The sequence below is a fragment of the Streptomyces sp. NPDC104307 genome, from assembly GCF_055584045.1.
Genome location: NZ_JBVJMU010000001.1, coordinates 1,051,681 through 1,071,910, shown reverse-complemented (window position 1 = coordinate 1,071,910; position 20,230 = coordinate 1,051,681). Strand labels below are relative to the sequence as shown.

The 20,230-nt window shown below is 71.9% G+C and carries 15 protein-coding genes and 1 pseudogene; 12 read left to right on the top strand and 4 right to left on the bottom strand.

Annotated elements, in window-relative coordinates; all coding sequences use genetic code 11:
- The first annotated feature begins 61 nt into the window (after positions 1-61).
- Positions 62-2,245 (top strand): RICIN domain-containing protein, encoded by a 2,184-nt coding sequence (locus ACZ601_RS04450; RefSeq protein ID WP_469533849.1) that lies wholly within the window; start codon positions 62-64, stop codon positions 2,243-2,245.
- A gap of 30 nt (positions 2,246-2,275) precedes the next feature.
- A complete protein-coding gene (locus ACZ601_RS04445; protein ID WP_469532808.1) occupies positions 2,276-3,154 on the top strand; it encodes a ThuA domain-containing protein in 879 nt (292 codons plus the stop codon).
- A gap of 25 nt (positions 3,155-3,179) precedes the next feature.
- On the opposite strand, the gene cynR is transcribed toward ACZ601_RS04445, so the two are convergent.
- The gene (gene cynR, locus ACZ601_RS04440) at positions 3,180-4,079 is read right to left on the bottom strand and encodes a transcriptional regulator CynR (RefSeq protein WP_469532806.1); all 900 of its coding nucleotides are present in this window, start codon (positions 4,077-4,079) and stop codon (positions 3,180-3,182) included.
- 123 nt (positions 4,080-4,202) lie between these two features.
- On the opposite strand from cynR, the gene ACZ601_RS04435 reads away from it, so the two are divergent.
- The 7 genes from ACZ601_RS04435 (at position 4,203) to ACZ601_RS04405 (ending at position 11,577) form a co-directional block, all read left to right on the top strand.
- Complete coding sequence (locus ACZ601_RS04435) at positions 4,203-4,796, top strand: carbonic anhydrase (protein WP_469532803.1); 594 nt, start codon at positions 4,203-4,205, stop codon at positions 4,794-4,796.
- Positions 4,797-4,915: 119 nt separating this feature from the next.
- Positions 4,916-5,386, top strand: coding sequence for a cyanase (gene cynS, locus ACZ601_RS04430; RefSeq protein ID WP_469532799.1), 471 nt, complete (start codon positions 4,916-4,918; stop codon positions 5,384-5,386).
- A 50-nt stretch (positions 5,387-5,436) separates the two neighbouring features.
- Positions 5,437-5,934: a nucleoside deaminase gene (locus ACZ601_RS04425; protein ID WP_469532797.1), complete on the top strand. Its 498-nt coding sequence runs from the start codon at positions 5,437-5,439 to the stop codon at positions 5,932-5,934.
- A gap of 62 nt (positions 5,935-5,996) precedes the next feature.
- Complete coding sequence (locus tag ACZ601_RS04420; protein WP_469532795.1) at positions 5,997-6,371, top strand: VOC family protein; 375 nt, start codon at positions 5,997-5,999, stop codon at positions 6,369-6,371.
- A 184-nt stretch (positions 6,372-6,555) separates the two neighbouring features.
- A complete protein-coding gene (locus ACZ601_RS04415) occupies positions 6,556-8,679 on the top strand; it encodes a phosphocholine-specific phospholipase C (protein ID WP_469532792.1) in 2,124 nt (707 codons plus the stop codon).
- A gap of 150 nt (positions 8,680-8,829) precedes the next feature.
- Positions 8,830-10,686, top strand: a complete 1,857-nt coding sequence (locus tag ACZ601_RS04410) for a gamma-glutamyltransferase family protein (protein WP_469532788.1) — start codon at positions 8,830-8,832, stop codon at positions 10,684-10,686.
- A gap of 63 nt (positions 10,687-10,749) precedes the next feature.
- Entirely contained in the window at positions 10,750-11,577 is an 828-nt protein-coding gene (locus tag ACZ601_RS04405; protein ID WP_469532767.1) for an inositol monophosphatase family protein, read from the top strand.
- A 13-nt stretch (positions 11,578-11,590) separates the two neighbouring features.
- Here the strand turns inward: ACZ601_RS04405 and ACZ601_RS04400 are convergent.
- Positions 11,591-12,447 (bottom strand): annotated as a pseudogene (locus ACZ601_RS04400) (SDR family NAD(P)-dependent oxidoreductase).
- 90 nt (positions 12,448-12,537) lie between these two features.
- Here ACZ601_RS04400 and ACZ601_RS04395 point away from each other — a divergent pair.
- Positions 12,538-12,969: a MarR family winged helix-turn-helix transcriptional regulator gene (locus tag ACZ601_RS04395; protein ID WP_469532764.1), complete on the top strand. Its 432-nt coding sequence runs from the start codon at positions 12,538-12,540 to the stop codon at positions 12,967-12,969.
- Between the two features lie 37 nt (positions 12,970-13,006).
- Here the strand turns inward: ACZ601_RS04395 and ACZ601_RS04390 are convergent, their stop codons facing one another.
- Positions 13,007-13,810 (bottom strand): nucleotidyltransferase domain-containing protein, encoded by an 804-nt coding sequence (locus ACZ601_RS04390; RefSeq protein WP_469533845.1) that lies wholly within the window; start codon positions 13,808-13,810, stop codon positions 13,007-13,009.
- Between the two features lie 209 nt (positions 13,811-14,019).
- Between ACZ601_RS04390 and ACZ601_RS04385 the strand changes: the two genes are divergently transcribed.
- Both ACZ601_RS04385 and ACZ601_RS04380 read left to right on the top strand, forming a co-directional pair.
- On the top strand, positions 14,020-15,438 hold the full coding sequence (locus ACZ601_RS04385; protein ID WP_469532763.1) for a phytoene desaturase family protein: 1,419 nt from the start codon (positions 14,020-14,022) through the stop codon (positions 15,436-15,438).
- A 218-nt stretch (positions 15,439-15,656) separates the two neighbouring features.
- Positions 15,657-19,739, top strand: coding sequence for a molybdopterin-dependent oxidoreductase (locus tag ACZ601_RS04380; RefSeq protein ID WP_469533842.1), 4,083 nt, complete (start codon positions 15,657-15,659; stop codon positions 19,737-19,739).
- Between the two features lie 21 nt (positions 19,740-19,760).
- Here ACZ601_RS04380 and ACZ601_RS04375 read toward each other — a convergent pair whose 3' ends face one another.
- Positions 19,761-20,072 carry a UBP-type zinc finger domain-containing protein gene (locus ACZ601_RS04375; RefSeq protein WP_401929854.1) on the bottom strand — a complete coding sequence of 104 codons (312 nt, stop codon included), beginning with the start codon at positions 20,070-20,072 and terminating at the stop codon, positions 19,761-19,763.
- Between the last annotated feature and the right edge of the window lie 158 nt (positions 20,073-20,230).

Below are 20,230 nucleotides of genomic sequence, written 5' to 3'. Positions count from 1 at the left end.
TGTCCGAAGGCCCACCGGGGACGGCCCGGCCGGCCCCTCGCCCACCCGTCGACGGCGGGCGCTGACCTCGGTGCTGGTGGCCGGCGCGCTGGCCGGCTCCGTCCTGGCCGCCACCCCCGCCCCGGCCGCCGTCCGGGCCGCCCCCGCACCGGCCGCCGCCGCGCTCCCGACCGGCTGGGCCACCGTCGTCAACAGCGGCAGCGGCAAGTGCCTGGACGCCCGCGCCGCCGCGACCGTCAACGGCACCGCCGTCCAGCAGTACACCTGCAACAGCTCCACCGCCCAGCAGTGGAGCCTCACCGCGACCAGCGGCGGTTATGTGCGCATCAACAACCGCAACGACGCCAGCCAGGCGGTGGACGTCACCGACGTGTCCACCGCCGACAACGCCGCCGTCCAGCTGTGGACGTACAGCAACGGCGCCAACCAGCAGTGGCAGCCGGTCGACGAGGGCGGCGGCGCCTACCACTTCGTCAACCGCAACAGCGGCAAGTGCCTTGACGTGCCCGCCGCCTCGACGGCCGACAGCGTCCAGCTCGTCCAGTACACCTGCAACAACTCCGCCGCCCAGCGCTTCCAGGTCACCCCGGTGAGCACCGCGCCGGGCGATGTGGACCTGGGCCCCAACGTGGTGGTCTTCGACCCGTCGATGCCCTCCGCGACCATCCAGAGCCGGCTCGACTCGATCTTCCGGCAGCAGGAGACCAACCAGTTCGGCAACCAGCGCTACGCGGTGATGTTCAAGCCGGGTACGTACAGCAACGACGTCAACGTGGGCTTCTACACCCAGGTCCTCGGCCTCGGGCAGTCGCCCGACTCGGTGACGATCAACGGCGCCGTCCATGCGGAGGCGGACTGGTTCCCGCCGAACAACGCCACCCAGAACTTCTGGCGCGGCGCCGAGAACCTCTCGGTGAACCCGACCGGCGGCACCGACCGCTGGGCCGTCTCGCAGGCCGCCCCGTACCGGCGGATGCACGTGCGCGGCAATCTGGCCCTGGACGACGGCGGCTGGGCCAGCGGCGGCTTCATGGCCGACACCAAGATCGACGGCCAGGTGCGGTCCGGTACGCAACAGCAGTGGATCACCCGCAACTCCACGCTCGGCAGCTGGACCGGCTCCAACTGGAACATGGTCTTCGTCGGCAGCCAGGGCGTCCCGGCCACCAGTTTCCCCAACCCGCCCTACACCACGGTGAACCAGGCCCCTGTGGTCCGCGAGAAGCCCTTCCTGTACGTGGACGGCAACGGCGCCTACCAGGTGTTCGTACCGGCCGTCCGTAACAACGCCTCCGGCACCACCTGGGCGGGCGGCAGCGCGGCGGGCACCTCGATCGGCATGGACAAGTTCTTCGTCGTGAAGGCGGGAGCCACCGCCGCGCAGATCAACGCCGCGCTGGCCGAGGGCAAGAACCTGCTGGTCACCCCGGGCGTCTACCACCTCGACCAGACCCTGAAGGTGACCAGGCCGGACACCGTCGTACTGGGGCTCGGCCTCGCCACGTTCATCCCCGACAACGGGGTCACCGCGATGACGGTGGCCGACGTCGACGGGGTCAAGGTCGCGGGCATCCTCTTCGACGCGGGTACGACGAATTCCCAGACCCTGATGGAGGTCGGCCCGGCCGGCTCGTCCGCCTCGCACGCGGCGAATCCGACCTCGCTGCACGACGTCTTCTTCCGGGTCGGCGGCGCCGCCGTGGGCCGGGCGACCACCAGCCTGGTGGTCAACAGCGACCACGTCATCGGCGACCACATGTGGATCTGGCGCGGCGACCACGGCAGCGGCATCGGCTGGAACAGCAACAAGGCCGACACCGGACTCGTCGTCAACGGCGACGACGTGACCATGTACGGGCTCTTCGTCGAGCATTACCAGAAGCACCAGACGATCTGGAACGGCAACGGCGGGCGCACGTACTTCTACCAGAACGAGATGCCCTACGACGTGCCCGACCAGGCGTCCTGGATGAACGGCTCCACCCAGGGCTACGCCGCCTACAAGGTCGCGGACTCCGTCACCAGCCACCAGGCGTACGGGCTCGGCAGCTACTGCTTCTTCAGCTCGAACCCGGGCGTGACGGCAGAGCACGCCTTCGAGGTGCCGAACAACCCGAACGTCCGGTTCCAGAGCATGGTGACCGTCTCGCTCGGCGGCACCGGGACCATCCGGCACGTCATCAACGGGCGGGGCGGCCCTTCCAACTCATCCTCCAACGTGGCGAACCTCGTCAGCCAGCCCTGACCCGCCCCCGCCCCGGAAGGGACGATCCGAATGAACACCCACACCGCCAGGCCGAAGGCCCGCCTCCGCGGCTCCATCGGCCGACTTCTCCTGAGGCTCCTCCTGCTGCCGGCGCTCCTGCTCGGACTCACCGCCGCCCCCGCGCACTCGCAGGCGAAGGCCCCCGCATTCAAGGTGATCGCCTTCTACAACGGCACCTGGGACGCGGCGCACATCAGCTTCGTCCAGGAGGCCAACCGCTGGTTCCCCACCACGGCGGCGGCCAACAACTTCTCGTACACCTCCACCAACGACTGGTCCCGGCTGAACAACATCACCCGGGACCAGTACCAGGTCGTCCTGTTCCTCGACGATGCCCCGCAGACCGCGTCCCAGCGCTCCGGATTCGAGCGGTACATGCGCTCCGGCGGTGCCTGGATGGGCTTCCACGTCTCCGCGTTCACCACGGAGGCGCAGAAGTGGCCCTGGTACTACAACCAGTTCCTGGGCAGCGGCAACTTCAGGTCGAACACCTGGGGCCCGACCACCTCCGTGCTCCGCACAGAGGACCGGAGCCACCCGTCCACCACCCGACTGCCCGCCACCTTCACCTCCTCGGTGAGCGAGTGGTACTCCTGGTCCAACAACCTGCGGAACAACCCGGACATCAAGGTCCTCGCCTCCGTCGACCCGGTCAGCTTCCCGCTGGGCACGGACCCCAACCAGTCCTGGTACAGCGGGGATTACCCGATCCTGTGGACCAACACCGGCTACCGGATGCTGTACGCCAACTTCGGCCACAACGCCATGGACTACGGGTCGAACACGACTCTGTCCTCGACCTTCGCGAGCGAGACCCAGAACCGGTTCGTCGTGGACGGGCTGAAGTGGCTGGGCGGCGCGTCCGCCACCGGAGGCGCCCGGCGCTGACGACCGAGCCCGCCCCGGCCCGCCCTCAGGCGTCCAGGGTGGTCCGGACCCAGTCACGCGTGAGCCGGGTGAACTCCTGCGCCGCGGAGCTGCGATACGCGGCTTCGCGGCGCAGCAGCGTGACCGTGCGCGAGGGGAGGGCCGGGGCGAGGGGGACGGGGCTGAGGTGGGGGTGGTCGCGGGTGAGCGCGTCGGGCAGGACCGTGGCCAGCGGGGTGCGCCGGACGATCTCGGTGAGGGCGCTGATGGAGTTGGCCTGCACCGCGACCGACGGGGTCGTGCGGTGCCGGGTGAAGTAGGCGTCGATGTGGCCGCGGGTCGCGAAGTCGCCGCTGAGCAGGGCGAGCGGCTGTCCGGTGAGGCTCGTCACGGGCAGCGCGCGAGTGCTCCCGGCGCGGGGGTGGCGGGGGCCGACGACGAGACTCAGGGTCTCGGTGAACAGGTCGGTGGCGCTGATGCCGGGCAGATGCGGACCGTGGAAGGCGATGCCGAGATCGAGTTCGTCGGCCAGCAGCGCCGACTCGATGCGGTCCTGGGGCAGCTCCCTGACATCCAGCGTGATTCCCGGATGGTGGGTGTGCAGCAGCTCGGCCAGCGGCCCGATGAGGTACGCCGTGAAGGTCGGCGTCATCGCCAGCCGCAGGGCACCCCGGGAAAGGTCCCGCACATCGAGCACGGCGCGTTCTGCGGCGGCGAGGTCCTGGAGGGCGCGGCGGGCGTAGTGCGCGTACGACTCGCCCGCGTCGGTCAGCCGGACCGCGCGGCCGGTGCGGTCGAGCAGCTGGACGCCGACCGTCCGCTCCAGCTGCTTGACCTGCTGGGACAGGGTCGGCTGGGAGATGTGCAGCTCCTCGGCCGCCCGGGTGAAGTTGGCGTGTTCCGCGACGGCGAGCAGATAGCGGAGATGACGTAGTTCCGGGGCCATACCTCCCACCATAGATCACATCTATAAGAGGTATGGATATTGCGTCTTGGACACTATAGATACAGCTCATGCATGGTGGATCTCGTCAGCCCGACGGGCCGACAGCCACCGAAGGGAGTCACCGTGCATGACCTCGCAGCAGGCGTCGCGCGTTTCCGCCGGGATGTCTTCCCGGCCAAGGCGGAGCTCTTCGCCCACCTGGCGGGCACGCACACGCCGACGACACTGTTCATCAGCTGCTCCGACGCCCGCGTGGTGCCCGAGCTGATCACCGGCAGCGAGCCGGGTGAGCTGTTCGTGATCCGGACCGCCGGCAACCTCGTCCCGGCCTACACCCCCGGCGCGGACGGAGTGGCGGCGAGCATCGAGTACGCGGTGGCCGTCCTGGGCGTCACGGACATCGTCGTGTGCGGCCACTCCGCCTGCGGCGCCATGACGGCCCTGGCCGAGGGCCACGACCTGAGCGCCCTGCCGACGGTGGCCGGCTGGCTGCGCCACGCGGACGCCTCCGTGGCCCGCACCGCCGATACCGGGGTCGACGCCCTGATCCGGGGCAACGTCCTCGCCCAGCTCGCGGGCCTGGCCACCCACCCCTCGGTGGCCAGGGCGCTGGCGGCGCGGAAGGTGACGCTGCACGGCTGGGTCTACGACATCCGCTCCGGGGCGGTCACCCGGCTGGACCCGTCCGGCACCCCGGCCCCGGCCGCGATGTCCTGACCTCCGGACGACGCCGGATCACCATGTCCCCCGTACACGCTGTGCAGGGACGCCCCCCGACACGCCCCGACCCGCCACTCCGCCCCCGGAGCGGCACCCCACGAAAGGACTCCACCACCATGGTGCACGCCCAGCTCGACAACACCGCCCGCCAGCAGCTCGCCGTCACGGCCGTCGAGGCCAAGACGCGCAAGGACCTGTCCTGGCAGCAGATCGCGGACGCGGCAGGTTTCTCCGTCGCCTTCGTCACCGCCGCCGTCCTCGGCCAGCACGCGCTGCCCAAGGCCTCCGCCGAAGCGGTCGCTGAGCTCCTCGGCCTGGACGAGGAAGCGGTGCTGCTGCTCCAGACCATCCCGACCCGCGGCTCCATCCCGGGCGGCATCCCCACCGACCCGACCATCTACCGCTTCTACGAGATGCTCCAGGTCTACGGCACCACCCTGAAGGCCCTGGTCCACGAGCAGTTCGGGGACGGCATCATCTCGGCGATCAACTTCAAGCTGGACGTGAAGAAGGTCGCCGACCCCGAGGGCGGCGAGCGCGCCGTCATCACCCTGGACGGCAAGTACCTGCCGACCAAGCCCTTCTGATCCGCCCCGACATCTCCGTTCCCCCACACACGCACCACCCGGAGGACCCCATGGACTTCGCACAGCGCACCATCGACATCGCCCGCCGGAACGTCGAAGAGGGCGGCCGCCCCTTCGCCACCGTCATCGTCAAGGACGGCGAGATCCTGGCCGAGAGCCCGAACCGGGTCGCCCAGACCAACGACCCGACCGCACACGCGGAGATCCTCGCCATCCGCGAGGCCTGCACGAAGCTCGGCACCGAGCACCTGACCGGCACCACCATCTACGTACTCGCCCACCCCTGCCCGATGTGCCTGGGCTCCCTGTACTACTGCTCGCCGGACGAGGTCGTCTTCCTCACCACCCGTGACGCCTACGAGCCGTACTACGTGGACGACCGCAAGTACTTCGAACTCGACTCCTTCTACGGTGAGTTCGCCAAGGACTGGGACGAGCGCCGACTGCCGATGACACACGCGCCCCACGAAGGTGCGACCGACGTCTACCGGCTCTGGCAGGAGGGCAACGGCGGCGACCGCAGGGTGCCGGGCGCCCCCACCGCCTGACCGCCCCGACAGCACACCGATGGACGCGTGCGGTGCGGCCCGTTTCGGGGAAGGCGAAGGTCATGACGACATCGCTCGGCGCATTTGTCCTCGGCACTCCGGACCCGCCCGCCCTGGCCGACTTCTACCGGGCCCTGCTGGGCTGGGAGGAGGTCGATCGGAGTGCGGAGTGGGTCCGGCTGCGGTCCCTCGAACAGGAGCGGCCGGGCCTGAGCTTCCAGCTGGAGGCCGACCACACCGCTCCCGTATGGCCGCCACGACCGGGCACCCAGCAGATGCAGGCACACCTGGACGTCCAGGTGGACAACCTGGAGGTGGAGACCGGACGGGCCTGCGCCCTGGGCGCCACGCTGGAGGAACACCAGCCGGAGGACGGCGTGCGGGTCCTCCGCGACCCCCACGGCCACCTCTTCTGCCTCTTCCTGCCGGGAGCGTGAGCGGTGTTCACTACCCGACCGCGCAAAGCCGTCCGCAGGACATCTTGGCCTGGCCACGCGCCGGGCGGTTGGACTTTCCCGTACGACCTGTTGGAGGTTCACCGCGAAGCCGTACGAAATCCTTCCCCGCGCCACCCGGCTTGATTAGCTTCCCGGCTGTACGACAGAACTCGGGAGGCTCAACTTGACCACGGACATTTCACGGCGACGGCTCTTCGCGCTCGGCGGCGGCGCGCTCGGCGCTGCGGCGGCGGGGTCGCTGCTGCCGCCTTCGCTGCAGGCCGCGATAGCCGCGCAGCCGGCACCTTCGGCGGGGCCCGGTGGCCGTGAGGGGCTCGGAGCCATCAAACACGTGGTGATCCTGATGCAGGAGAACCGTTCCTTCGACCACTACTTCGGGACGCTCCGGGGGGTGCGCGGCTTCGGCGACCGCAACGCCGTCGAGCTGCCCTCGGGCAAGCCGGTCTTCGAGCAGCCCGCACCGCTGGGTGGCACCTCCGTTCTGCCGTTCCCGGTCCGCGGCGCCGCCGAGACGCAGAAGAAGGACCTCCAGTACATCGGTGCGCTCGACCACTCCTGGAGCGGCGGCGGCAAGGCGTGGGCCGGCGGGTGGATGAACGGCTGGGTATCCGCGAAGACGGCCGCCACCATGGCGTACTACGACCGCCGTGACCTCCCGCTGCACTACGAGCTGGCCGACACCTTCACGGTCTGCGACGCCTACCACTCCTCCATCCACTCCTCGACCAGCCCCAACCGCAACCACCTGTGGAGCGGGAAGACGGGCAACGAGCCGAACGGCAAGCGGGCCGTCGGCAACGACGCCTACGACGAGGGCACCCACCCCGGGTACGACTGGGGCACCTACGCGGAGCGGCTGGAGAAGGCCGGGCACAGCTGGCGCACGTACACCGAGTGGGAGAACTTCACCGACAACCAGATCGAGTTCTTCGCCACCTTCAAGGCCGTCGCCCGCAAGGCGTTGGCGAAGACCGGCGGGCACACGTACATGGAGTCGTTCTACTCCGCCGTGCGGGACGCGGACGCAGCTGGGCGGGAGCAGCTGTTCGGCCTGCTGGAGGAGGGTGTCGCCACCCTGGACAAGGCCGAACGCCGCCTGTTCGAGCGGGCGTTGCGCCGGGTGGAGACCGGAACGCTGGCCGACGAGTTCGCCAAGGACGTCGCGGCGGGCACGCTGCCGGAGGTCTCCTACCTGGTGCCCTCCGCCGTCGACTCGGAGCACCCGAGCGTCTCCTCGCCGGTCCACAGCGCGACGATCGTCTACAAGGTCCTGGACGCGCTGGGCAAGCACCCCGACGTGTGGCGGCACACCGCCGTCATCATCAACTACGACGAGAACGACGGGTTCTTCGACCACGTGCCGCCGCCGGTCGCCTCGCCCGAGGTGACCGAGGAGCAGTGGGAGGGCAAGCCCACCGGTCTCGGCATGCGGGTGCCGATGCTCGTCGTGTCGCCATGGACCATCGGCGGCTACGTCTGCTCCGAGGTCTTCGACCACACCTCCGTGATCCGCTTCCTGGAGCGCTGGACCGGGGTGAAGGAACCGAACATCAGCGGCTGGCGGCGCACGGTCACCGGCGACCTGACCTCCGCCTTCGACTTCTCGCGGGGGCGTCGTCGACCTGAGGTGGAGCAGCCGGGCGCCATTCCGCCGTTCAGCGGCCGCTGGTCGCCGGTCCCGCCGCTCGTGCAGCACATGCCCGTGCAGGAGCCGGGTACGCGTCCGGCCCGTGCCCTGCCCTACCAGCCGGACGCGCAGGCGAAGGTGGTGGATGGCGCGGTACGGGTCGCCCTCAGCAACACGGGGCGCTCGTCGGCGCACTTCGCGCTGTATCCGTACGCGGGCGAGTTCCCCGCACCGCAGCACCGCGACGTGAAGGGCACGACGCAGTGGACTGTGCCCGTCACCGGCCCTGCGTACCGGTTCACGGTGACCGGGCCGAACGGCTTCCGCCGCGAGTTCGCCGGGGCGGCGAAGGACGGTGCCCCGGCCGAGGTCGCGTCGCGGGTCGACGCCCGTGAACGCGACCTGCATCTCACGCTGCGCAACACGGGGCGGACGGCGCTCACCTTCACGGTGCGGCCGCGGGGATACGTCGACGAGGCGGACCTGCGCGACTGGACCAGGACCGTCAAGGTCAAACCGGGGCGCAGCCGCACGGTGGTGCACTCGGCGGCCGACGCGCACGGCTGGTACGACCTGGACGTCACCGTCGAGGGGGACGGCGCCTTCCGGCGCCGGCTGATGGGACACATCGAGAACGGCCGGGCGAGCGTCTCGGGCTGACCCGGGGCCGGACGCTGTGGCACCCCTCGCCACCGGCGGCCCGCCGTTCCGGCGTCGGGCCGGCGAGCCGGTCGAGGAACAGCCCACGGGTACCCTCGCTACCTGCGAGGGGACCGTCCTGCGCACGTATACAGCGAGGTGAGAGTCCGTATGTTCACCACCCGGCCCACCCTCCAGGGCGCCTTCGGCATGGTGTCCTCCACCCACTGGCTCGCCTCGCAGTCGGCCATGGCCGTCCTGGAGGACGGCGGCAACGCCTATGACGCCGCCGTCGCCGCCGGGTTCGTCCTGCACGTCGTCGAACCGCATCTCAACGGACCGGCGGGCGAGGTGCCGATGATCCTGGCGCCCGCCGACGGCGAGGTGCAGGTGCTGTGTGGGCAGGGCCCGGCCCCCGCCGGGGCCACCATCGCCCACTACCGCTCGCTCGGGCTCGGGCTGGTCCCCGGTACCGGGCCGCTCGCCGCCGCGGTGCCGGGCGCCTTCGACGCCTGGATGGTGCTGCTGCGCGACCACGGCACCAGGACCGTCGCGGAGGTGCTGCGGTACGCGATCGGTTACGCGGAGGACGGCCACCCGCCCGTGGAGCGGGTCGGCCGGACGGTCGAGACCGTCCGCGAGCTGTTCGAGACCGAGTGGCCGTCCTCCGCAGCCGTGTACCTGCCCGGCGGCGCCTCCCCGAGGCCGGGCGAGCTCTTCCGCAACCCCGCCCTCGCCGCGACCTGGCGCCGGCTGATATCCGAGGCGGAGGAGACCGGCGGCGAGGACCGGGCCGCGCAGATCGAGGCCGCCCGCACCGTCTGGCGCGAGGGCTTCATAGCCGACGCCCTGGTCCGGCAGGCCGCCGTCCCCACCATGGACACCAGCGGCGAGCGCCACACCGGCACCCTCACCGCCGCCGACCTGGCCGACTGGTCCGCGTCCTACGAGGCACCCGCCACGTACGACTGGAACGGCTGGACGCTCGCCAAGGCCGGCGGCTGGAGCCAGGGCCCCGCCTTCCTCCAGCAACTCGCCCTGCTCCCCGCCGAACTGCCCCGTTACGGCTCCGAGGAGTACGTGCACCTGCTCATCGAGGGCTGCAAGCTCGCCATGGCCGACCGCGAGGCCTGGTACGGCGACGCCGCCGAGGTCCCGCTCGACACCCTGCTCTCCGAGCCGTACAACACCGCCCGCCGCGCCCTGATCACCGACGAAGCCTCCCGCGCGCTGCGGCCCGGCAGCCCCGACGGGCGCGTCCCCGTCCTGAGCGAGCACGCCCGCGCCGTGGCCGACGGCTTCGACGTGACGGGTCTCCCCGCCGCCGGTGCCGGAGAGCCGACGGTCGCGAAGGAGGGCGCCGGGGAGCCCACGGAGACCGTGGACCGCACCGGCGAACCGCCCGTCGCCCCGGACGGCGCCACCCGTGGCGACACCTGCCACGTGGACATCGTCGACCGCTGGGGCAACATGGTCTCGGCCACGCCCAGCGGCGGCTGGCTCCAGTCCAACCCGGTCGTCCCCGAGCTCGGCTTCCCGCTCGGCACCCGCCTCCAGATGGCCTGGCTGGAAGAGGGGCTGCCCAACTCCCTCACCCCGGGGCGGCGCCCCCGTACCACGCTGACCCCGTCCCTTGCCCTGCGCGACGGCGTTCCCGTCATGGCCTTCGGCACCCCGGGCGGTGACCAGCAGGACCAGTGGCAGCTGCACTTCTTCCTCGCCGTCGCGCTGCGCGCCGAGGTCCGCGGCGGTCTCGACCTCCAGGGCGCCATCGACGCCCCGAACTGGCACAACGACAGCTTCCCCGGCTCGTTCTTCCCGCGCGGGATGCTTCCGGGCAGCGTCACCGTCGAGGCGGGCATGGACCCGGAGGTGGTGGCCGGGCTGCGGCGGCGCGGCCATGACGTCACGGTGGGCGACGCGTGGTCCGAGGGCCGGATGTGCGCGGTCGCCCGCGACCCGCGCACCGGGATACTGTCCGCGGCCGCGAACCCGCGCGGAATGCAGGGGTACGCGGTCGGACGCTGACCGGCCACTTTCCCGTCATGACCGGGTCGTCGGTGCTCCGGCCGCCCGTGCTTAGCTGGGGGCATGATCGATGACTTCCTGGCCGGAGACCTGACCGAGGTCGAGGCGGCGGTCCGCGCAGCGGCCGCCGCCGAAATCGTGCCGCGCTTCCGGCAGCTCGCCGCGCACGAGATAGTCGAGAAGAACGGCCCGCACGACCTGGTGACCACCGCGGACCGGCGGGCGGAGGAACACCTCACCGCCTCCCTGAGCCGGCTCCTGCCCGGCTCCGTGGTCGTAGGCGAGGAGGCGGTCCACGCCGATCCCGAGGTGTACGGGGCGCTGAGCGGCGAGGCACCCGTCTGGATCGTCGACCCGGTCGACGGCACCCGGCAGTTCGTCCGGGGCGAAGCCGGGTTCTGCACCCTGGTCGCCCTCGCACACCACGGCGAGGTCCTGGCCTCCTGGACGTACGCCGCCGCGCTGGACGAGATGGCCGTGGCCGTACGGGGCCGGGGGGCCACGCTCAACGGCGTGCCCCTGAAGGCCGGTTCGCCCGTGCCCGGCGCTGCCCTGCGGGTCGCGATGTCGCACCCCGACTACACCACGGACGCCCAGAAGCGCGCCCTGCTGGGCCTGCGCACCGAGGGCATCGACGCCCGCCCCTGCGGCTCTGCCGGCCTCGAATACCTCGCCGTCGCCCGCGGCGCCCTGGAGGCGACCGCCTTCAACTGGGAGTTCGCCTGGGACCACGCGGCCGGGCTCCTCCTGGTCACGGAGGCGGGCGGCGTCCAGGCCACGCTGTCCGGTGCGCCGTTCCGGATCGCCGGGGGCAACGACCTGCCCTTCACGGCCGCCCGCGACCGGGCGACGGCCGACACGGTCCTGACCGCGCTCCGCGCCGGGGCCTGACGGGGCGGGGCGCTCAGCCGCCCAGCAGCTCGCGGGTCAGCGCGGCGAGGCGCTCGCGGGCGCGCGGATCGTAGGCCTGCTTGTGAGCGGCCGTGTCGGTGAAGCGGTCGAAGTAGCGGCCGGTGACCTCGGCCAGCGCCGGATCGGTGATCAGCCGGACCGTGGGGCGTACGCCTTCCTCGACGGAGACCTCCGGGGTCAGGCCGTACTCCCGGACGCCTCGGGTGTCCATCAAATGGGCCGGGTGCAGGGCGTTGAACGTGACCCCGGCGCCGGGGCTCCGCGAGGCGGCCAGGTCGAACGTGGACATGATCATCGCGAGCTTGCTCCGGCAGTACGCCTCCAGCCCTGATAGCCCTGCTCCATCATGACGTCGTCGAAGTCGACGGCCGACTGCCCCACCGACGCCACCTGGACCACCCGCGCCGGGGCCGACGCGGTCAGCAGCGGCAGCAGCTCGTCGATCAGCAGACAAGGCGCCAGATAGTTCACCGCGAACCGCAGTTCATGCCCCTGCGCGCTCACCTCGCGGAGCAGCGGGGAGGCGCCCCCACCGGCCACCGCGTTGTTGACCAGTACGTCGAGCCGGGGTTCGGCCGCCCGCACGGCCTCGGCCATCGCCCTGACCTGGTTCAGGTCGGACAGGTCAGCGAGGTAGGTGCGGACACCGCCGCGACCGGCCGAGAGCGCGCGCACCTCGTCGGCCGCCCTGTCGAGCCGTGCCCGGTCCCGTCCGTGCAGGAGCAGCGTCGCGCCCCGGGCGGCCAGATCGCGGGCGAGGTGGAGGCCGAGTCCCTGGGTCGCACCGGTAATGAGAACGGTCTTGTCGAAGACCGAGGGTGTACCGCTGTGTGCGGATTGAGTATCCATAGGTTGAGTTATATCAAGACCTTGATTTAGATTCCATGCTTGATGTGTGTCCATGTTCTGTCGGATGCTCGTGGCTGTACGCTCGCGGGCATGGGAATGACTGCCGGCGACCGCCTCGGCGCGGACATCAAGCGTGCGGAGCAAGCGCTCATGGCAGCCAAGAGCGCCGCGTTGAAGGGCGCCGACCTCACCGTCGCCCAGTACGCGGCGCTGTTCGCCCTGGCTGATCACCCCGGAATGTCGGGCGCCGCGCTGGCCCGGGTCTGCCTGGTCACCCCGCAGGCCATGGCCGCGGTGCTCAAGCACCTGGAGGAGCGCGGGCTGATCGCCAGGTCGGCCCACCCGTGGCACCAGAAGATGCTGGAGACCCGGCTGACGGAGGCCGGCACCGAGACGCTGCGGCTGGCCGATGAGCAGGCGGTACGGATCGAACGCCGGATCGCGGACGAGTTCACCCCACAGGAGCGCGACGCCCTGCGGAGCCTGCTGGCCCGCTGCGTCACGGCCATCCAGCGGGACTGAGCGTTCCCCGGGACCATGCCCACGCGTCGGCTGCGGTTCAGCCTCCGGCCAGGTCCTCGCCGGTCGTATCCGCCAGCACCGCCCGTACGTCGGCCACGACCCCTGCCGCCGTCTCCACCGCCGCGGCGTCCAGACCGCACAGCGCCTCGCCAACCCGGTCCGCGAAGTCCGCGGGCGTGTCCGGCAGGGCGGCGGCCGCCGCCAGCGCGCCCTTCTCGTTGAGGCACCAGGTGCGATGGTGGGCGTGCAGCGACTGGGCGAGGATGCCGAACGCCCGGGAGAGGCAGAGCGACACGTGCAGCCGGTCACCGGAAGGGGCCGACTTGCGGGCCGACGCCACGGAGAACTCCGCCTCCCAGGCCGCGTCGGTGAGGGCCTTGCGCAGCGGCTCCGGATACGTGTCCAGCTCGGCCTTGAGCCCCGTCAACTCCTGCTCCGGATCGGCCAGTACGTGCCCCAGCGCCACCTCGCCCGGATAGGCGGGGGACCAGAAGCCAAGCGGGTGGCCGGGCTGGACGCCGACCTCGTAGCGCCCCTGGCGGCAGTCGGCCCAGACCGCCTCCACCCGGTCCAGATCGCGCAGGATCCAGTCCACCGGCGTGCCGTCCACCCGCAGCCAGGCCCCGCCGTCGACCCAGGGACCCCAGCCGCCAGGACCGGCCACCTCGACCGGTGAGCCCTGTACCTCACGCGCCAGCGCGCTCAGCGCGGCCAGGTCCGGGACGCCCCGGTAGTAGAGGCCCAGGTCCCAGTCGGAGTCCGGGCGGTGGGTGCCCCGGGCCCGGCTGCCGCCCAGGACGACGGCGTGGATGCCGGATACGGCGACGAGCTGTTCCGCCATGGCGTCGATCGCCCGCCGCATCCCGGCGTCCTCCGGGGCCGCTGCGGAGGTGGCGGGCGGGCCGGGGAGCGCGTCCGGGCGGGGGCCGGAGTGCGGCGGCCGCGCGGGGTTCGGTGTGGTCATCGAGCGGGAACCCTACCCGCGCCCGGACCGCCCGCGCCTGTGAATATCCTGGGGCTCCGACCGTCGGCTGACAAAGGAGTCCGAAGGTGCCGTCGATGCTTGACGCAGTCGTCGTGGGGGCCGGCCCCAACGGGCTGACCGCCGCGGCCGAACTGGCCCGCCGTGGCTATGCCGTGGAGGTCTTCGAAGCCGGGCGGACCGTCGGCGGCGGAGCCCGTACGGAGGAGCTCACGCTCCCCGGCTTCCGGCACGACCCCTGCTCGGCGGTCCACCCGCTGGGCATCGGTTCGCCCGCCTTCGACGCGATGCCGCTCGCCCGGCACGGCCTGGAGTGGATCCAGCCCCGGCTGGCCCTGGCCCACCCGTTCCCGGACGGCTCCGCCGCCGTGCTGGCCGGCTCTGTGGGGGAGAGCGCCATGTCGCTCGGGCCGCGTGACGCGGGGGCGTACCGCAGGCTCGTCGCACCGTTCCTCGGCCACTGGGACAGCCTCGCCCAGGACTTCCTGCGCACCCCGTGGGACGGGCTGCCGCGCGACCCGTACCGCTGGGTGCGCTTCGGTCTCGACGCCATCCAGCCCGCCACGCTGATGTCCCGCCGCTTCAGCGGTGAGAAGGCGCGCGGCCTCTTCGCCGGGCTCGCCGCCCATGCCATAGCCCCCACCAGCGGGATCGCGACCGGCGGAATCGCCCTGCTCTTCGCGCTGGCCGCGCACGAGAAGGGCTGGCCGGTGCCGCGCGGCGGCTCCCAGTCGATCTCCGACGCACTCGCCTCCTTCCTGCGGGAGCAGAGCGGCGTCATCCACACCGGTACGGAGGTCAAGCGGCTGGACGAGCTCCCGCCCGCCCGCGCCTACATCTTCGACACCTCACCGACCGCGCTGGCCCGGATCGCCGGACTGGGCAACGCCTACAGCGGCTACCGCTACGGCGCCTCCTGCTTCAAGATCGACTACGCGCTGTCCGGCCCCGTCCCCTGGACCGCAGAGGAGGCCCGCCGGGCGGGCACGGTGCACATCGGGCCCACGGCCGGCGAGATCGATTCCGCCCTGCGCGCGGCGGTCACCGGCCGCGACCCGAGCGTGCCGTTCCTGATCACCGCCCAGCCCAGCCTGGTCGACCCGTCCCGCGCCCCCGAGGGCAAGCAGGTGTTCTGGGTCTACGGGCACGTACCGGCAGGCTGGCAGGGCGACGCCACCGAGGTCATCGAACGCCAGTTGGAGCGCTTCGCCCCCGGCTTCCGCGATCTGGTGCTCGCCCGCTGCGTGGCGGGGCCGCCCGGGATCGCCGCGCGCAACGCGAACTACGTGGACGGGGACATCGCCTGCGGCGCCTTCGCCGGACTCCAGACCGTGATCCGCCCCAAGCTCGCCCGGGTGCCGTACGCGACGGCGCATCCGGCGGTCTTCATCTGCTCCTCCGCGACCCCGCCCGGACCCGGTGTGCACGGCATGTCCGGGCACCACGCGGCGAAGGCGGTGTGGCGGCGGCTGCGGTCCCGCCCCTGACGCACCGTCCCTCCTCCATCTCACAGCACCGGGCCCGCTGCTGTGCGGCGAGCGTTACCGCCCGTGATCCGCCCGGGTCACACCGGTGTAATGGGCCATTCGTACCGTCGGGACCACGATCCGATCCACGGGAAGGTCCCCCGGTGCCCCCAGAGAGCTCGTCGGCCGCCGTCACTCAGGTACGGACGGTCTGCTCGTACTGCGGGGTGGGCTGCGGCATGGTGCTCGACATCGGCTCGGGGCCCGACGGCCGCCGCAAGGTCCTCAAGGCGTCCGGCGACAAGGCCCACCCCGCCAACCGCGGCCGGCTGTGCACCAAGGGCGCGACCACCGCCGACATGCTCGCCGCCCCCGGACGGCTGACCACCGCGCTGATCCGGCCCGAGCGCGGCGCCGAGCCCGTACCGGCGGGCGTGGACGAGGCGATCACAGAGACGGCCCGGCGGCTGCGCGCGGTCATCGACGAACACGGACCCGACGCCGTCGCCTTCTACGTGTCCGGGCAGCTGAGCCTGGAGGCCCAGTACCTCGCCAACAAACTCGCCAAGGGCTTCGTCCGCACCAACCGCATCGAGTCCAACTCCCGGCTGTGCATGGCCAGTGCGGGCAGCGGCTACAAGCTCTCCCTCGGCGCCGACGGCCCGCCCGGCTCGTACCAGGACTTCGAGCACGCCGACGTCTTCCTCGTCATCGGCTCCAACATGGCCGACTGCCACCCGATCCTCTTCCTGCGCATGATGGAACGGGTGAAGGCGGGCGCCCGGCTGATCGTCGTCGACCCGCGCCGCACCGCCACCGCCGACAAGGCGGGCCTCTTCCTCCGGATCAGACCCGGCACCGACCTCGCCCTCCTGAACGGACTGCTGCACCTCCTCCACGAGAACGGGCACACGGACACCGCGTTCATCGCGGAGCGCACCGAGGGCTGGGAGGCGATGCCGGAGTTCCTGGCGGACTACTACCCCGCCGCCGTCGCGGAGATCACCGGAATCCCGGAGGCCGACATCCGGCGGGCGGCCGAGTGGATCGGCGGCGCGGGGGAGTGGATGAGCTGCTGGACGATGGGGCTGAACCAGTCCACGCACGGCACCTGGAACACCAACGCGCTGATCAACCTGCATCTGGCCACCGGAGCGATCTGTCGTCCCGGCAGCGGACCGTTCTCGCTCACCGGCCAGCCCAATGCCATGGGCGGCCGCGAGATGGGCTACATGGGACCAGGTCTGCCGGGGCAGCGGTCGGTGCTGGTGGACGAGGACCGCGCCTTCACCGACGCGCTCTGGGGACTGGAACCCGGCACCGTCCGCGAGGACGGCTCCGGCGAGGGCACCGTCGACATGTTCCGGCGGATGGCGGCGGGCGAGGTCAAGGCCTGCTGGATCATCTGCACCAACCCCGTCGCCTCCGTCGCCAACCGCCGGACCGTCATCGAGGCCCTGGAGACTGCCGAACTCGTCATCACCCAGGACGTGTTCGCGGACACGGAGACCAACGCCTACGCCGATGTGGTGCTGCCCGGCGCGATGTGGAGCGAGAGCGAGGGCGTACTGGTCAACAGCGAGCGCAACCTCACCCTCGCCCGCCCGGCTGTGGACCCGCCCGGTGAGGCGCTGGCCGACTGGCGGATCATCGCGCGGATCGCCTGCGAGCTGGGATACGCCGATGCCTTCGGCTACGACAGCGCCGAGGAGGTCTTCGAGGAGATCAAGCGCGCCGCGAACCCGCGCACCGGCTACGACCTGCGCGGCGTGAGCTACGAGCGGCTGCGCACCACGCCCGTGCAGTGGCCCGCCCCCTCGGCCGACGGCCCCGACCGCAACCCGGTCCGCTACCTCGGACCGGACGGCGGCCCGGTGTTCCCGACCGCGAGCGGGCGCGCCGTCTTCTTCGCCCGTCCGCACGTCCCGGCCGCCGAGATGCCGGACGACGACTACCCGTATCTGCTCAACACCGGCCGCCTGCAACACCAGTGGCACACCCTCACCAAGACCGGGAAGGTCGCCAAGCTCAACCGGCTCGACCCGGCCCCGTTCGTGGAACTCCACCCGGAGGACGCGCGACGCCTCGGGATCGTCGCGGGGGACTCCGTCGAGGTCGCGTCCCGGCGCGGCCGGGCCGTGCTCCCGGCCGTCGTCACGGACCGGGTGCGGCCGGGCTGCTGCTTCGCGCCCTTCCACTGGAACGACCTGTTCGGTGAGTACCGCTGCGTCAACGCGGTGACCAGCGACGCGGTCGACCCGGTCTCCTTCCAGCCGGAGTTCAAGATGTGTGCGGTGACGCTCGCGAAGGTCGCCCCCGTGCCCGGTGTCTCCCCGGTGCAGGGCGCCGCCCCCGGCACCGATCCCGGGGTGCCGCTGCCGGTCGTCGCGGGGCCAGGAGCGGGTGCCGGTGTGGGTGCCGGTGCCGGGGCTGTGTTCGGGCTGGAGGACGCACCGCCGCCGGTCCTCGCGGAGCACGAACGCCAGTACCTGGTCGGCTTCCTCGCCGGTCTGCCCTCTGGCACGCCCGGCGTCCCGGTGCTGCCGGCCGGTGCGCCGTTCACCGGGGAGCACGCGCGATGGGTGAACGGTGTGCTCGCCGGGATGTACTCGCGCGCTCCGCAGGCCACGGACGAACCCGCCGCAGCGGACCCCTCCGGCAGCCGCGAGGTGGTCGTGCTGTGGGCGTCGCAGACCGGCAACGCGGAGGAGTTCGCCACGGCCGCCGCCGACCGGCTCACCGCCACCGGACACCGGGCCCGGCTCGTCGGCATGGCCGACGCGGACCCGCGCACCCTCCCGCCCGCCGCCGACCTCCTGCTGATCACCAGCACCTTCGGCGACGGCGACGCCCCCGACAACGGCTCCGGGTTCTGGGAGGCCCTGACCGCCGCCGACACCCCGCCCCTGGACGGCACGCGGTACGCGGTGCTGGCCCTCGGGGACTCCTCGTACGACGACTTCTGCGGCCACGGCCGGCGACTGGACCAGCGCCTCGACGAACTGGGCGCGGTCCGGCTGGCCCCGCGCACCGACTGCGAGCCCGACTACGAGCCCTCCGCCCGGAGCTGGCTGGACCAGGTGCTCACCGGCCTCACCGCACCACCGGCACCCGCCTCCCCGCTGCCCACCTCCCCGCCACTCGCCTTCCCGCCGCCGACCGCCGTGGCGGCAGGCCCCGCACGGGCGGCCGCGCCCGGCGCAAGGCCGGTGCCCGTCGCGGCCCGGCTCGTCGGAAACCGGCTCCTCAGCCTCCCCGGCGCGGGCAAGGAGGTCCGCCGGTTCACCTTCGACACGCGCGGCGCAGACGGCCCCCTCAGCTACGAGGCCGGTGACGCCCTCGCCGTGCACCCCGTCAACAGCACCGAGCTGGTGGCCGAATGGCTCGCTGTCACCGGTCTCGACGCCGACGCCCCCGTAGAGGTCGCGGGCTCCGGCGGGGCCCGGCTGGCCGACGCACTGCGCCACCGGCTGGACATCACCGCCCTCACCCCCGCCCTGCTCGGGTTCATCACCGAACGAACCGGCGACCGGGCCCTGAAGAAGATGCTGCGCCCCGACAACAAGGGCGAACTCGCCCGCTGGTCCTGGGGCCGCCAGGCGGTGGACGTACTGGCCGAGTACCCGGTCCGCGCCGCACCGCAGGAGTGGGCCGGCATCCTCAGGCGGCTCCAGCCCCGCCTGTACTCGATCTCGTCCAGCCCGCTCACAGAGCCCCACCTGGTGTCCCTGACCGTCTCCGTGGTCCGGTACGAGAACCCGCAGGGCCGCCCCCGCACCGGGGTGTGCTCGGCCTTCCTCGCGGACGCGGCTCCCGACGCCCCGGTGTCGGTCACCGTGCGGCGGGCCCCGCACTTCCGGCCCCCGGCGGGCCCTGACACGCCGCTGGTGATGGTCGGCCCGGGGACCGGCGTCGCCCCGTTCATCGGCTTCCTGGAGGAACGCCGGGCCCGCCGCCACCGGGGGCCCAACTGGCTCTTCTTCGGAGAACAGCACCGGGCCACCGACTTCACCTACGAGCAGGAGCTGACGGACTACCTCGCCGACGGCACCCTCACCCGACTGGACACGGCCTTCTCGCGTGATCAGCGCGCCAAGGTCTACGTCCAGGACCGGATGCGTGAACACGGCGCCCGGCTCTGGTCCTGGCTCCGGGACGGCGCCCACTTCCACGTCTGCGGCGACGCCGCGCGCATGGCCAAGGACGTCGAGGCGGCCCTGCGTGACATCGCCGTCGCGCACGGCGGCCTCGACGAAGAGGCGGCGGCCCTGTACGTGAAGCAGCTCGCCACCGACAAGCGGTACGTCCGGGACGTCTACTGAAGCGGCCCCGCAGGCCCTCCCTCAGGCGGCCCGCGCCGGTCCGGCCCCCTCGACATCGAAGGTCAGCTCGTCCTCGTAACACCACCACCAGGTCTCGCCCGGCTCGTAGGAGCGGATGAGCGGGTGTCCGGTGGCGGAGTGGTGGGCGGTGGCGTGCTTGTTGCGGGAGGAGTCGCAGCAGCCGACGTGGCCGCAGGTCGGGCACACGCGCAGATGCACCCAGGTGTCACCCATCGCGACACACTCCGTGCAGGAGTCAGCACTGTCCGGGGCGACCCGCCGCACCTGGTCCAGGTGGGAGCAGAGCGGCGGCGCCGCCTGTGCGTCCGTCATCGTCGGCCTCCTTCTCGTCGCTCCCCGCAGCGGCCCCGTTCCATTCTCGTGCGAAGTGCGGAACGGGGCGAGGGGAGAGTGCGAAGCGAGGCGGGCTGGGCGGATCGCGGCAGTGCAGGCAGCTCAAGGCTGATGTCGGATTTCCGCCAGCCCTGCCC